11 protein-coding genes are annotated in these 13,087 nt (G+C 61.0%); 3 read left to right on the forward strand and 8 right to left on the reverse strand.

What is annotated here, in order from left to right; genetic code table 11:
- Positions 1-82 precede the first annotated feature (82 nt).
- Positions 83-2,524 (reverse strand): GcvT family protein, encoded by a 2,442-nt coding sequence (locus ACT53S_RS20805; RefSeq protein WP_476068393.1) that lies wholly within the window; start codon positions 2,522-2,524, stop codon positions 83-85.
- A complete protein-coding gene (locus tag ACT53S_RS20810; RefSeq protein WP_476068394.1) occupies positions 2,521-3,423 on the reverse strand; it encodes a phosphotransferase in 903 nt (300 codons plus the stop codon). The genes ACT53S_RS20805 and ACT53S_RS20810 overlap by 4 nt, the downstream gene beginning before the upstream one ends.
- A gap of 290 nt (positions 3,424-3,713) precedes the next feature.
- Here ACT53S_RS20810 and ACT53S_RS20815 point away from each other — a divergent pair, with 290 nt between their 5' ends.
- Together ACT53S_RS20815 and ACT53S_RS20820 are read left to right on the forward strand one after the other, a co-directional pair.
- The gene (locus tag ACT53S_RS20815) at positions 3,714-4,493 is read left to right on the forward strand and encodes a DeoR/GlpR family DNA-binding transcription regulator (RefSeq protein ID WP_476068395.1); all 780 of its coding nucleotides are present in this window, start codon (positions 3,714-3,716) and stop codon (positions 4,491-4,493) included.
- A gap of 66 nt (positions 4,494-4,559) precedes the next feature.
- Positions 4,560-5,093: a DUF4142 domain-containing protein gene (locus tag ACT53S_RS20820; RefSeq protein ID WP_476068396.1), complete on the forward strand. Its 534-nt coding sequence runs from the start codon at positions 4,560-4,562 to the stop codon at positions 5,091-5,093.
- Between the two features lie 19 nt (positions 5,094-5,112).
- Here ACT53S_RS20820 and ACT53S_RS20825 read toward each other — a convergent pair whose 3' ends face one another.
- From ACT53S_RS20825 to ACT53S_RS20850, 6 genes are all read right to left on the reverse strand, one after another.
- On the reverse strand, positions 5,113-6,180 hold the full coding sequence (locus tag ACT53S_RS20825) for an ABC transporter ATP-binding protein (RefSeq protein ID WP_476068397.1): 1,068 nt from the start codon (positions 6,178-6,180) through the stop codon (positions 5,113-5,115).
- 13 nt (positions 6,181-6,193) lie between these two features.
- Complete coding sequence (locus ACT53S_RS20830) at positions 6,194-7,027, reverse strand: carbohydrate ABC transporter permease (protein WP_476068398.1); 834 nt, start codon at positions 7,025-7,027, stop codon at positions 6,194-6,196.
- 4 nt (positions 7,028-7,031) lie between these two features.
- Positions 7,032-7,955 carry a carbohydrate ABC transporter permease gene (locus ACT53S_RS20835; RefSeq protein WP_476068399.1) on the reverse strand — a complete coding sequence of 308 codons (924 nt, stop codon included), beginning with the start codon at positions 7,953-7,955 and terminating at the stop codon, positions 7,032-7,034.
- Positions 7,956-8,028: 73 nt separating this feature from the next.
- Entirely contained in the window at positions 8,029-9,288 is a 1,260-nt protein-coding gene (locus ACT53S_RS20840) for an ABC transporter substrate-binding protein (RefSeq protein ID WP_476068400.1), read from the reverse strand.
- A gap of 42 nt (positions 9,289-9,330) precedes the next feature.
- Positions 9,331-10,503, reverse strand: a complete 1,173-nt coding sequence (locus ACT53S_RS20845) for a PLP-dependent transferase (RefSeq protein WP_476068401.1) — start codon at positions 10,501-10,503, stop codon at positions 9,331-9,333.
- A complete protein-coding gene (locus tag ACT53S_RS20850) occupies positions 10,500-11,204 on the reverse strand; it encodes a FadR/GntR family transcriptional regulator (RefSeq protein WP_476068402.1) in 705 nt (234 codons plus the stop codon). Before ACT53S_RS20850 ends, ACT53S_RS20845 begins: the two co-directional genes overlap by 4 nt.
- A 692-nt stretch (positions 11,205-11,896) precedes the next feature.
- Here ACT53S_RS20850 and ACT53S_RS20855 point away from each other — a divergent pair.
- Positions 11,897-13,033 carry a sugar ABC transporter substrate-binding protein gene (locus ACT53S_RS20855; RefSeq protein WP_476068403.1) on the forward strand — a complete coding sequence of 379 codons (1,137 nt, stop codon included), beginning with the start codon at positions 11,897-11,899 and terminating at the stop codon, positions 13,031-13,033.
- Positions 13,034-13,087: the final 54 nt, after the last annotated feature.

Consider the following 13,087-nt stretch of genomic DNA (forward strand, 5'->3'; position numbering starts at 1 on the left):
CTGGCTGTGCGACCGAAATTTTCCAAATCTCGGCGCCGGCTTCAAAGGGATGCGGCCTGAGGCGCGCATCGAATCGCGAAGATCAGGCCTTAATTCGGGTCATGGCAGGATCGATCAGCGGGCCGAACGCGATTTCGGCCGGAGTTCGGTCTGATGCGACCACCAGTTCATAGCGGCCACTTCGCAGGAAGTCGTCTGAAACACCGTCGGCATTTCGAACATAGCCGTACCCGACATTCTGGCCGATCGTGTAGCCATAACCCCCGCTGGTGAGATATCCGACAGGCACGCCGTCGCGCAGGATCGTTTCGCGACCGACCAGCACGATATCCTTGTCGGCCACGGTGAAACCCATCAGCCTCTTCTTCAGCGGCGCGCCTTTCTGCTTTTGAAGAGCTGCCTTGCCAAGAAAATCGGTGTCCTTGGCCAGCTTCACCGCCCAGCCGAGTCCCGCCTCAAAGGGTGTGTCGTTCGGCGCGATATCGGAACCCCAGGCGCGATAACCCTTTTCGAGTCGCAGCGATTCCAGCGCACGGTAGCCGATCGGCCGAATATCATGCGCCTTTCCGGCTCGCATCAGAGCGTCAAAGACGTCGCCGAGGGCGGTGATCGGCACATGCAGTTCCCAGCCGAGTTCGCCGACATAGGTGACGCGCAGGGCCCTCAGCACAACGCCGGCGATGCGGATCTCGCTCACATGTCCAAAGGGAAAGGCCGCATTCGAGACATCGTTTTCTGTCACGGCTTCAAGCACGGCGCGTGCCTTCGGCCCCATCAGCGACAACGTCCCCCAGTCTTCCGTGATATCCGTCAAGCGGCAATCCAGGCCGGTCGGGATGTGATCGGTGATCCATCCGAAATCATGGGTGCGGAAGCCGGTGCCGGTGACGATGTAGAAGCGGTCTTCGGCGAGGCGCGCGACGGTGAGATCAGCCTCGATGCCACCGCGCGTGTTGAGAAGCTGGGTATAGGTGAGCCGCCCGACCGGTTTTGACACGTCGTTGGCACAGATCCAGTCGAGCGCCTTTTGCGCATCAGGTCCCGACAGCTCGAATTTTGCGAAGGAGGACTGGTCGAAGATCCCCACGGCTTCCCGCACATGGACATGCTCGTCGCCCACGGGTGCGAACCAGTTTTGCCGGCCCATGGAATAGACATCCTTCGGCTCGACACCGGCAGGGGCAAACCAGTTGGGTCGCTCCCAACCGAGTTTCGAGCCGAAGACGGCGCCGTGACTTTTGAGCCGGTCGTAGAGCGGCGACACCAGACGCGGCCTGCCGCTTTCATATTCCTCATGCGGGAAGGCGATGGTGTAGTGTTTGCCATAGGCCTCGAGTGTTCGGTCGAGCACCCATTGCCGGTCACGATGCATGTCGGCAAAGCGTCTGATATCGACCACCCAGAGGTCAAGCGGGGCTTCCCCATCGACCACCCATTGCGCCAGCACCCAGCCGGCACCGCCGCCCGAGGCGATGCCGAAGGCGTTGAAGCCGGCCCCCACGAACATGTTCTTGCATTCGGGGGCGGCGCCCAGGATGAAGTTGCCGTCAGGCGTGAAGCTCTCCGGTCCGTTGATCATCTGCTTGACGCCGGCCTTTTCCAGCGCCGGAATGCGCTCGATCGCCTGCATCATGTGCTGTTCGAAATGGTCGAAGTCGTCGTCGAACAGCCGGAAGCCCCATTCGTCAGGAACGTCGCCGGTGGTCCAGGCTTGTGGGTTGGGCTCGTAACCGCCCATGACGAGGCCGCCGACCTCTTCCTTGAAATAGGTCCGACGATCGGGGTCGCGGATGGTCGGGGCATCCGTCGACAGGCCCTCGATCTTCTCGGTGATGATGTACTGATGTTTGACCGGCTGCAGCGGCACGTTGATGCCCGCCATCGCGCCGATCTGGCGAGCCCACTGGCCCCCGCAATTGACCACTTTCTCGCAGGCGATGTCGCCGAGGGTGGTCTTCACCTTGAGGATCCGCCCGTCCTTCATGTCGAAGCCGGTGACCCGGACATTCTCGACAATCTTCGCGCCATGCATCCGGGCGCCCTTTGCCAGCGACTGGGTGATGTCGGAGGGGCTCGCCTGGCCATCCGTCGGCAGCCAGCTGGCGCCGACGAGATCGTCGACATTCATCAACGGCCACATGCGTTTGACTTCCTCCGGCGAGACAAGGTGCATCTCCATGCCGAAGCTGCCGGCGGTCGTTGCAAGCCGCTTGAATTCCGTCCAGCGATCCTGGTTGGTGGCAAGCCTCAGGCACCCCGTCATCTTCCAGCCGGTTGCGAGCCCTGTCTCCGCTTCCAGCCCCTTGTAGAGGTCGACCGAATATTTGAGAACGCGGGTGATCGAAGCCGACGAGCGTAGCTGTCCGACAAGACCGGCGGCGTGCCAGGTGGAGCCGGAGGTGAGGCTTCCCTGTTCCAGCAGGATCACATCGGCCTTGTGATCGCGGGCGAGGTGATAGGCCGTCGAGCAGCCGATGATGCCGCCGCCGATGACGACGATCTGGGCGTGGGTGGGCAGCGTCATGATGTTTGTTTCCCGTAAATGGAATGATAGCGATCAAGCGCCTCGTCGAGACGCGTCAGATTGTCGGCCGTGTAGCCGACATAATCGGCTCCGGGTGCGTCGAGATAAAGCTCGGACACCATGCTCCACATGGCCTCGCGCAAGAGCGAGGCGCATTGCATGGCGGCCATGGAGCGACGGAGGTCGGCCGATGGCTCCGTCCCCAAATACGCTCTGAAAAACGTCTCCGATTGTTCTGGCGACAGGCCTGCATTGGAGGTCGCTCCGGCGAGATCGAACATGGCGGTCGAAAAACCGGCATATTCGAAATCGATCAACCAGAGGCGCTCTCCGTCATCGAGGATGTTCGACGGCAGAAGATCGTTGTGACCGAAGACGATGGGAAGCGGCACCTGGGCTGATTCCAGATCAACGGCAAGCGACAGATAGCGGGGCAGTTCGGCGCGCATCCGGCTGTTGCCGGCACTAAGGGTGCGGGCATAGTCGCGGATGACATGGAATGGCCAGAACATGAATCCGGGGCCGGCGACGTGATGCGGCATCTCCTCGTGGAAGCGCTTGAGAAGCCCGGCGATCTGATCGCTGCGCGTGCCGACATCGGTGCCGGCCAATGTCTTCGCCGTCAAGAACTGCGTCACCATGATTCCGGGTTCGGCATGCTCCACCCTCGGCGCGAAGCCTGCGGCATGTGCCGCTCTTGCGGTCATCGTTTCGCGGTCTCGCGAAACGTGATGGAAGGGATAATCGATCCCGATCCGCACCACGTGGCGACCGGACGCGTCGCCGATCAGATAACTTGCATTGCTCAGGCCCCCATGCAGGGGTTCTATCGAGATCGACCCATTCCAGCAGGGGAGGCGATGAATACGGTCCTCGGTGTGGCTGTCGATTGAGGTCATGGCGCAAACCTCGAGCGCTCCACGTCTCCGGTGACCCTGAGCTGCGCAGTTCCAACAGGCGGTTCTGCCTCACGCATGCGACGTCTCCCAGTGAACCTGTGTTCGCCTTTTCAGGCGCGGTTTCGGCCGCGGCGACGTTCCCTGTGGTTTTCCCATCTTGTACCGCCGGTGCACGTTGCAATTTCAGACGCGGTGCAGCGAATTGTCAATGTTCGTTTGTGGTGTTTTGTGTTTTTATGACCGAATATGCCGCTTTGACAGGTGGGGTTGTGAAACGGGGAGTCGAGGATATGGCGCCATCAAAACGACATCGCGACATCCTGCGTCTCGTCGAGCGCGAGGGCACGATCACCATTGCCGATCTTGCGGCGGCACTCGGCGTTTCCCTTGAAACAATCAGGCGTGATCTGAAGCCACTCGACCGTGAAGGTGCGTTGATCAAGATGCACGGCGCGGTCAGCCTGCCCTCGATCATGGGCGAGGCGCCGTTTGAGAAGCGCATGCGGGCGAATGCCGATGCCAAGCGTGCGATTGCAGCCATGGTGGCGTCCACGATCCGTGACGGGGATTCGGTCATGCTGGATACCGGCACGACAACAAGTTTTCTCGCGCGCGAGCTTCTGAAGCATCGCCGCCTGACGGTGGTTACGAATTCCTCGGACATCGCCCGCACACTCGCGACCATCAACGACAACAAGGTCTACATGGCCGGCGGTGAACTGCGCAGCGACAATGGGGCCGCCTTCGGCTCGACGGCGATCGATTTCGTCAGTCGCTTCTCCGTCACCCATGCGGTCATCTCTGCGGGGGCCCTCAATGCGGAAGGGGTGATGGACTACGATCTCGAAGAGGCGGAATTCGCCCGCGTGGTTCTCAGCCGCGGCGCGCGCGCGCTGGTGGTCACCGACGGATCGAAATTTGGCCGCGACGGTCTGGTGCGTGTGTGTGGTTTCGATGCCGTGACGGAACTCGTGACCGACCGCCTCCCGCCCAACGATGTCGCCGATGCACTCCAAAGCGCGGGCGTTGAGCTGCGACTTGCCCCGCTCACCGCAGCCGTCGGGGGCTAGTGGCGCGGGAACCTTGGCGATCCGCTCTTGTTGGACGGGCAGGAAACATCGCAAGGAGTGACCGACATGCGCAAACCGTTGACAACCGTCTTGCTGGCCGTGCTGATCCAGATACCTATGGTCAGCCCCACGCCTGCATTTGCCCAACAGCAATCGCTTTCACGGCAGGCGCCGTCTGCGACGCAGTTCGCTGAGGAGATGGCGAGTTCCGACCTGTTCGAAATCGAGGCGGCTCGTCTGGTCGTCGCGCGGGGCAAAGATCCGAAGGCTCTCGATTTTGCGCGACAGATGGTGAGGGATCACGAGAAGGCATCCGCTGGCCTTGCCGAGGCGGCAAAGGTCGACAAGATCGAACTCGTTCCCAAGATGAGCGATGAACATCGTAAGCAGCTGGAAGCCCTGCAGACGGCGGACGAAGCGAACTTCGATCAAGCCTATTTTTCTACGCAGATCACGGCTCACGAAAACGCAATCGCGCTGATCGATGCCTACGCCAAGGACGGCGAAGCCGGTGCGCTGAAATCGCATGCGGAAAGCGTGCTGGGAACGATCCGCACGCATGCAATGAAGGCGCATGCCTTGCAGACCGCAGGAAAATGACCTGGCCGCTATGGAGGGGTCAGTCCACCCTTCGCCCTTCACTGTCGAAGAGATGGAGCCGATTGATCGGGAAATCGACCCGGATAGCCTTTTGGGCATCGAGTACGCCGCGGTCGAGGGTGAAGATCTTGAACGGTAGACCATGGACCGAGAGGTGCATGATGATCCCGAAGCCCGTGGGTTCGACCAGATCGACGCCTGCTTCGATTGCACCTGTCGGGGAGATCGTCACATGTTCCGGGCGAATGCCGAGGGTGACCTTGGTGCCTGCTGCCAGATTCGCCCGGGTTTGAACTGCGACGGACGTCCCATTGGCAAAACGTACGGCCGCGGCATCGTTCTCAACGACATAATGGCCCTCGAGAAAATTCATGCCGGGCGAGCCGATGAAGCCGGCGACGAAGAGGTTGGCGGGCCGGTCGTAGAGGTCGAGCGGTGCGCCGACCTGCTGGACCACGCCGCCATGCATGGCGACGATCCGGTCGGCGAGTGTCATCGCCTCGATCTGGTCGTGCGTCACATAGATCGAAGTCGCACCAAGTTCCTTGTGCAGCTTCTTGATCTCGGCCCGCATCTGTTCGCGCAGGCGCGCGTCCAGGTTGGACAACGGCTCGTCGAAAAGGAAGGCCTTCGGCTGGCGGACGATCGCGCGGCCCATGGCGACGCGCTGGCGCTGACCGCCGGAAAGGGCCTTGGGGCGGCGCTGCAAGAGGGCGTCGAGCCCGAGTTTCGAGGAGGCGCCGGCGACGATGTCGGTAATCATCTCCTTCTTCGTTTTCCGGAGCCGCAGGCTGTAGCTCATGTTGTCGGCCACCGTCATATGCGGATAGAGCGCGTAGGACTGGAACACCATGGCGATGTCGCGATCCTTCGGTGGCAGGTCATTGACCCGCCGACCCTCAATCGAAATTTCGCCCGATGTCACGTCTTCGAGGCCGGCGATCATGCGCAGGAGCGTGGACTTGCCGCAGCCGGAGGGGCCAACCAGGACAATGAACTCGCCGTCGCGAATGGTGAGGTCGACGCCATGCAGCACCGGGAAATGGCCGTAGCTCTTGCGGATGGCGGAGATATCGATGGAAGCCATAGGGTAAGACCTTTCAGCCTTTGACCGCGCCGGCCGTCAGGCCCTGCACGAGATAGCGCTGGATGAGGAGGAAGAAGAGGCAGGCCGGGATGAGGGCCAGCACGCCGGCTGCCATCATCTGCCCGAAATTGACCGAGAATTTCGACACGAAAGACAAGAGCCCGACCGGGAAGGTGGCCGCGTCATTGCCCGATATCAGCATCAGGGCGAAGAGCAGTTCCGACCACGCGGCGGTAAACACGAAGCCGAGCGTGGCGGCGATCCCCGGCAGGGTTAGCGGCAGGATGATCTGGCGGAAGGCGACGAACTGCGTGGCGCCATCGATCATCGCCGCTTCTTCGAGATCCTTCGGAATACCATCAAAGAAGGACTGCATCAGGAAGGTGGCGAAGGGCACGTTGAAGGCGGAATAGACGACGACCAGACCCGTCAGGCTGTTGGTCAGGCCAAGCGGCGAGAGGATCTTGAAGATCGGGGCCACCAGCATGACCAGCGGAAACATCTGGGTCAGGAGCATCAGCGCCACGATCCAGTATTTGGCGCGGAAATTGAAGCGTGACAGGGCATAACCCGAGAGCGAGGCGATGATCGTGACGACGAAGGCGGTCGAGCCGGCGACGATGAGGCTGTTCTTGAAAAAGGTCGGGAACGCGCTGTGGGAAATCACGTAAGTGAAATGCTCGAACGTCGTGCGCGACGGCCACATCCGGACACCTTCGCTATAGAGCAGATCGTTGGGCGTGACGGCGACTTTCAGCAGCCAGTAGAGCGGGAAGAGGGCGACGACGATATAGGCGAGGATCGCCAGTCGGTGCGCGGCGGTCAGGGCGATGCGGGAGTGCCTCATGCGCTCAGTCCTTGTTCAACAGCGACTGCCGGAGCAGCACGATCAGCATGGAATAGGCGAGCAGCAGGACGAGCAGCACCAGCGCAATCGCCGATGCATAGCCGAAATCGAGCCGCTTGAAGGCCTGGGTGAAGATGTAGGAGGCGACGATCTGTGTCCGGTCGGCCGGACCGCCATTGGTCATGACAATAATCAAATCAGCGAAGTTCGAGATCCAAACGGTGCGCAGCAGAACGGTGATGGCGATGGTCGGGGCTAGAAAGGGAAGGGTGATCGACCAGAAACGCTGTACGGGGCCTGCGCCATCGATCGCGGCTGCTTCATAGAGATCGCGCGGAATGGCCTGGAGCGCTGCGAGCAGCGTGATGGCGAAGAAGGGGATGCCCCACCAGACATTGGCGACGATCGGCCCCCACATGGCAAGGTCCGGATCTGACAGGATGTTGTTGGGTTCGGACAGGATGCCCATGGCAAAGAGCCAGTGGGGCAAGGGGCCGATGACGGGGTTGAAGAGCCATGCCCAGTTGAGGCCGGCGAGGAAACTCGGCACGGCCCAAGGCAGGAAGACGAGAGCCTGGGCGAGACCCCGGCCATAGAAGGGCTTGTCGAGCAGAAGGGCGAGGATGAGCCCGAAGGTGAATTGCAGCGCAACCGATGCCCCCGTCCACCAAAGCGTGTTCTTCAGCGCCCGATAGAAATCCGCGTCTTGGCCCAGCGCTCGAAAATGGTCGAGGCCGATGAAGCCACCGGAAAAGGGGTTCAGCAGTTGGATGTCGCGGAAGGCATAGGAGATGCCGAGCACCAGCGGCACCAGCATGACCGCGATGATCAGGATCAGCGCCGGGGCACTGTAGAGATAGGGATCCGACGCATCGGCCATCCGCTTGAGTAGCGGCCGCCGATCGCCCCGCGCTAGGGTCGATGTCATCGTTCAGGTTTTCCTGCGGTTAGGCTGCAACCGATCGGGCGAAGGCACTGGCCTCCGCCCGGTGGTCGACGGCTTACTTCTTGGCCAGGTGCTTCTGCTGGGCCTTGGTCAGATAGTCGGCCCACTGGTCGGCCAGTTCCTGAGGCGTGATGTCGCCGAGTAGCGCCTGCTGCGAGGTCTTGATGACAAGCGAATCCTTGAAGAAGGCAAACTCCTCGAGATGCGTCGGCATCACGGTCGGAACGGCATCCTTGTCGGAAAGCTCTTCAAACCAGCCCTTGAACTGTGGGCTCGCATAGAAGGGGTCGTTTTCGGCGGACTTCAGCGCCGGAAGCGCACCGGTCCGCTTGTTCCAGGCGATATTGCCTTCCTTGCCTTCGAGCGTGGCGATCAGCTTCCAGGCGAGATCCTTGTTGGCGCTTGCCGACATCATCGACCAGCCGGCATAACCGATGGTCGGGAAGGTCTTGCCATCAGGGCCCTTCGGCATGGTCATGACGCCGTAGTCGTCTTCGCCCATGTGTTCGGCAATCGCGATCAGGGCATCCGGATCCTGGTCGAGGAAGGCGCAGGTGCCGCTGTAGAAGCCGGCAACGATCTCGTTGAAGCCCCAGTTGACCGAGTCCTTCGGCGCGTAGCCATTCTTGTAAAGGTCGATCAGCCAGGTGAGGCCCTTTACCCAGCCTTCGGAATTGAAGGTCGAGGTGCCGTCTTCGGTGAAGAAGGCGTTCGAACCGGCCATCGAGGCGCCGAACATCACCCAGCCGTTCAACCCACCCGGTCCGCCACGCAGGCAGTAGCCATATTTGCCGGGCAGGGCCGAAACCTTCTTGGAGGCCTCGGCAAAGTCTTCCATGGTCTTCGGTGGTTCGGAAACGCCGGCTTCAGCGAGCAGTTTCTTGTTGTAGAACATCGCCCGGAGATAGAAGCCGTAAGGCAGCATATAGGCTGTGTCCTTGACGTCGCGGCCGAGCTCGAGCGCGCGGTCAGAGAGATCAGCCGTCTGGTCCCAGGTCTTCAGATAGGGCTCGAGGCTCTCGACAATGCCATTGTTGGCGTAGAGCGACAGCCAGGTATCGGGCATTTCCATGACGTCAGGAATTTCGCCAGCCGAGACCATGGTGGCGAATTTCTGGAAAGCTTCGCCCCAGGGCAGCGAGATGATCTCCACCTTGGTTCCCGGATTTTCCGTTTCGAACTTGGAGACGATCGATTTCAGGGTTTCAGTGCGTTCCGGGCTCGTGATGACTTCCACGAGCTTGAGCGTTGTGTCGGCCAGGGCCGTCCCCGCCATCAGGGCGCTCATTAAGGCTGCTGTCAAAAGGGTTTTCATTATACAGTTCCTCCACTGCTTTTTGGGTTGGTTCGACAGGGCTCAGGGCTGTTTGGCGGCGGCGATGGCCGTCTCCAGATCCCTCCACAAGACCTCGGTTCCCTCGAGGCCGACATGGAGGCGCACGGACCGCGGGTTCATGCCGAAGGCATGCGCGGAATTCGGTTGGGCTTTCTGCTGCAGCACCACTTCGCCTGGCACCACGAGACTTTCGTGACCGCCCCAGCTCACACCGAGCTTGAAGAGTTGCAGCTGGTCACAGAAGCCCCTGATATCGACGCCTTCGCGGAAGACGAAGGAGAAGAGGCCGGACGTGCCGGAAAGGCCCGGCGGCAATTGGTTCGCGAGACCCGGATGGTTGACTTGCTCGACTACGTCGAGCGCCTTCAGCCGCCGGGCAATGTCGAGCGCCGAGGCCTCATGCGCCTTCATCCGGATCGGCAGGGTGCGCAAACCCCGGATCAGCAGCCAGGCATCGAAGGGCGACATCTTGCCGCCGAGATAGGGCAGGGCCTCGCCGCGGATGCGGTCGATCAAGGTCTTTGAGCCGGTAACAACGCCGGCCACGACATCGCTGTGGCCGCCGAGATATTTCGAGGCAGAATGCAGGACGATATCGACGCCGAGGGATAGCGGACGCTGGAAAATCGGGCTTGCCCAGCTGTTGTCGATCACGCTGACGGCGCCGTGTTTCCTGGCAATGGCCGCAAGGGCCGCCACGTCATGCGGCTCCATGATCCAGCTTGTCGGGCTCTCGAGATAGAGCAGCTTGGCGCCGGCCATGGCCGCGTCCACCGCATCGAGATCGGTCCCGTCGACATAGGTCACCTCCACCTTCATCCGCTTCAAAAGCGTGCCGAACAAACGGAAAGCATCGGGATAGAGATGGCGGACCGCGACGATGCGATCGCCAGGCTCGACGAAGGTGATGACGGCGGACGAGATCGCGGCCATGCCGCTGCCGAAACCGAGCGCATCCTCGCCGCCTTCGAGCTTGGCCAGCATCTCCTCGAAGTGACGTACCGTCGGGTTGAGGCCACGGGAGTAAACCGGGCGATGGCGCTCGCCGCGATAGGTGGCGACCATCTCGTCATAAGTCTCAAACGTGAAGAGCGAGGTCTGAACGATCGGAGGAACGACCGCCTCGAAGGCGTTTGTCTCGTCATGGGCGACGATAAGGGAGGCAAGCTCAAACGGATCGGAACCGTTGATCATTTGGACATTTCCTTGATGTCTTCCTCGACGATGTCGAGGATCTTGATGGTCTCGCGCCGTGCCGCCTCGGTGTCCTGGGCGACGATCGCGTTGAACAGCGTACGGTGATAGGGGAAGGACCGGCGGGCGAAGTCCGGCCGGTCAAAGGGCGTGTCCCAGAAACTCTCGAAAGCCTCGCGCATCTGCTCGAGCAGCTGGCGGAAGAGTGGATTGTGCGTGGCATCGTAGATGGCGAGGTGAAAGACAAGGTCTTCCTTGCCGGCGGTGCCTTTTTCCAGATGCACCCGCTCCATCTCGACCAGGGCTTCGCTGATGCGACGAAGGTCCTCTTTCGTGCGACGGCGGGCGGCGGCCATGCAGGCCTCGCATTCGATGCCGCGGCGAACTTCCAGGGTCTGTAGCAGCGCGTCGCGCAGGCTGCCCATATTGACCGAAAGCGGCATGTGGATCGTGGCCGAGGTGATCGGCTTCAAAAGATAGGTGCCGCTGCCCTTGCGGGTTTCCATCACGCCGAGAGCCTGGAATTGTCGGATCACTTCACGGATCGTCGAGCGCCCGACGCCGAGCGCCGCCATCAGCTCCCGTTCTGCGGGCAGCCGATCACCTGCCACCAGGGCCGACTGCTGGATGTAGGCCGCAAGCGACTCGGTCACCTGGCGACCGCGATCGGCGGGGGGAAGGGGGGCGAGGGTAGATTTCATCGTCGTCTCAAATTGGTCTGACATCATATCAATCAGCCGTTCCTCTGATTGTCAACTCATGGGCGGCTTACTTGTGCGGATCTCTCGATGAGTCTTGGAAACCCGCGCTGGTCATCAGCGTGCCCGAGGAGGGGCGCCGCGCGCTGTGATGTTGATTGTGTGCGGGGATATGTCGGCCCGCGAGCGGCTTCACTTGTGGAGTACCTAAGGGGCGTATGGCGTGCTGATAATAATATTTTCTATTCATTAGTAATATTATTATTGACTCGCAGAAGGCCTCCGTTGTTAATGGCGGAAAATGAAGTCCAAGCCTTATTGGGCAACCCGGTATCCGGCGAAGAGACCAAAATTCACGCGGGGCCTCGCGGCCATCGGTCGAGAAATCCTGTCGCCATGCCGATTCGTGAAGGAAGCTCGAAACCGGTCGCCGTCGTCGCCGCCTGCTGGACCGGCGATGCGGGAGAGCACCGGTCTTCGCGGTGCCGCTGGACGACTTTCTATCTTCGAGACCGACGGCCTGGTCGGCTCGAACCTGATCTTGGCCCCACCTTCAGGCGGGTTTCCCGCAGTTTGAGGCGTCGCGGACCGGGGTGCTGCCAAAGGGAGGAGGCCCGGCGGCGGTGACGTGAGACGCACATTGGGTGGCGTCTGCCAAAACAGGTGCCGGGAAGGCGCCGAGGAGGAGGAGGAACATGCAACCAAAGGCGTTATTTTTTGCAACGACAGCGTCCATGCTGCTGAGCGCGACCATGTCGTTCGCCGGCCCCGAAGTCGTGTCGGGTCCAGGCGCTGAACCAGGGTGTTTTGCACCTTGGAGTGCGGACACAAAATACATGCAGTGGCCAAAGAAGGATGGCCCCTACAAGGTCGCCATCGTCAACGGATTCGTCGGCAACACATGGCGTATCCAGATGATCAAGACGGCCAAGGCCTATGCCGAGGATCCGGCAGTGAAGGACAAGATTGCCGAGTTCAAGGTCGTGTCCACCGGAACGGACGCGCCGGCCCAGTTGGGCGCCATCGAGGACTTCATCAACCAGGGCTACGATGCCATCGTCACCATCGCGGTTGCACCCGACGGTTTTGACCGTGTGATTCGGCTTGCCGACAAGAACAATGTCGTGCTGGTTCCCTTCGACAATGTTCTCGATACCGACAAGGTCATGCAGGTCAACGAAGACCAGCTCAAGATGGGCCAGATGTGGGGACAGTTCGCCCTCGATGAGCTTCACGCCAAGGGCGTGAAGGAAGGCAAGATTCTCGAGGTCCGTGGTTTGCCGGGAAACTCGGTGGATCGTGACCGTTCGATCGGTATCAACGAGGTCTTCACGAAGGACGGTGGCAAGTGGGAAATGGTCTCCGTTGTCGGCAACTGGGACGACGGCACAACCCAGAAGGTTGTCGCAGATGCGATTGCCGTTCACGGCCAGTTTGACGCGGTCGTCGGTCAAGGCGGGTCCAACGGCGTCATCCAGGCGCTCAAGGATGCTGGGCATCCCTGGGTGCCTGTTGCCGGCGAATCCGAGAATGGTTTCCGCAAAGCGATTGCCGAGCACTCCGCAGATGGCCTGAAGGGCATTTCCATCGGCCAGTCTCCTGGCCTCGTGGCAATCGCCATGAAGGCGGCGATTTCGGCGCTTGAGGGTAACGTCATGCCGCAGCTGATCTCGGTGCCGCTGCCGGTCGCGACCTACAAGGAACTGAAGGACGGCGAGAACTACTGGTCCAATCTCCCGGACAATTTCTTTACCGTCAACGAGTTCCCGCCCTGCGGCGTGAACATCTCGGGTCCCGCGATCATGGCGCAGGACGAGTCCGACACGAAATAATTCCCGAAACGATATGAACCATGCCGGCACCGCCCGGCATGGTTTGATCCGGAT

This window comes from Allorhizobium sp. DMC15 (genome assembly GCF_056314065.1).

Coding starts and splice junctions, on each gene's coding strand:
- ACT53S_RS20805 (WP_476068393.1), bottom strand. CDS start 2,524: ATGACGCTGCCCACCCACGCCCAGATCGTCGTCATCGGCGGCGGCATC.
- ACT53S_RS20810 (WP_476068394.1), bottom strand. CDS start 3,423: ATGACCTCAATCGACAGCCACACCGAGGACCGTATTCATCGCCTCCCC.
- ACT53S_RS20815 (WP_476068395.1), top strand. CDS start 3,714: ATGGCGCCATCAAAACGACATCGCGACATCCTGCGTCTCGTCGAGCGC.
- ACT53S_RS20820 (WP_476068396.1), top strand. CDS start 4,560: ATGCGCAAACCGTTGACAACCGTCTTGCTGGCCGTGCTGATCCAGATA.
- ACT53S_RS20825 (WP_476068397.1), bottom strand. CDS start 6,180: ATGGCTTCCATCGATATCTCCGCCATCCGCAAGAGCTACGGCCATTTC.
- ACT53S_RS20830 (WP_476068398.1), bottom strand. CDS start 7,027: ATGAGGCACTCCCGCATCGCCCTGACCGCCGCGCACCGACTGGCGATC.
- ACT53S_RS20835 (WP_476068399.1), bottom strand. CDS start 7,955: ATGACATCGACCCTAGCGCGGGGCGATCGGCGGCCGCTACTCAAGCGG.
- ACT53S_RS20840 (WP_476068400.1), bottom strand. CDS start 9,288: ATGAAAACCCTTTTGACAGCAGCCTTAATGAGCGCCCTGATGGCGGGG.
- ACT53S_RS20845 (WP_476068401.1), bottom strand. CDS start 10,503: ATGATCAACGGTTCCGATCCGTTTGAGCTTGCCTCCCTTATCGTCGCC.
- ACT53S_RS20850 (WP_476068402.1), bottom strand. CDS start 11,204: ATGAAATCTACCCTCGCCCCCCTTCCCCCCGCCGATCGCGGTCGCCAG.
- ACT53S_RS20855 (WP_476068403.1), top strand. CDS start 11,897: ATGCAACCAAAGGCGTTATTTTTTGCAACGACAGCGTCCATGCTGCTG.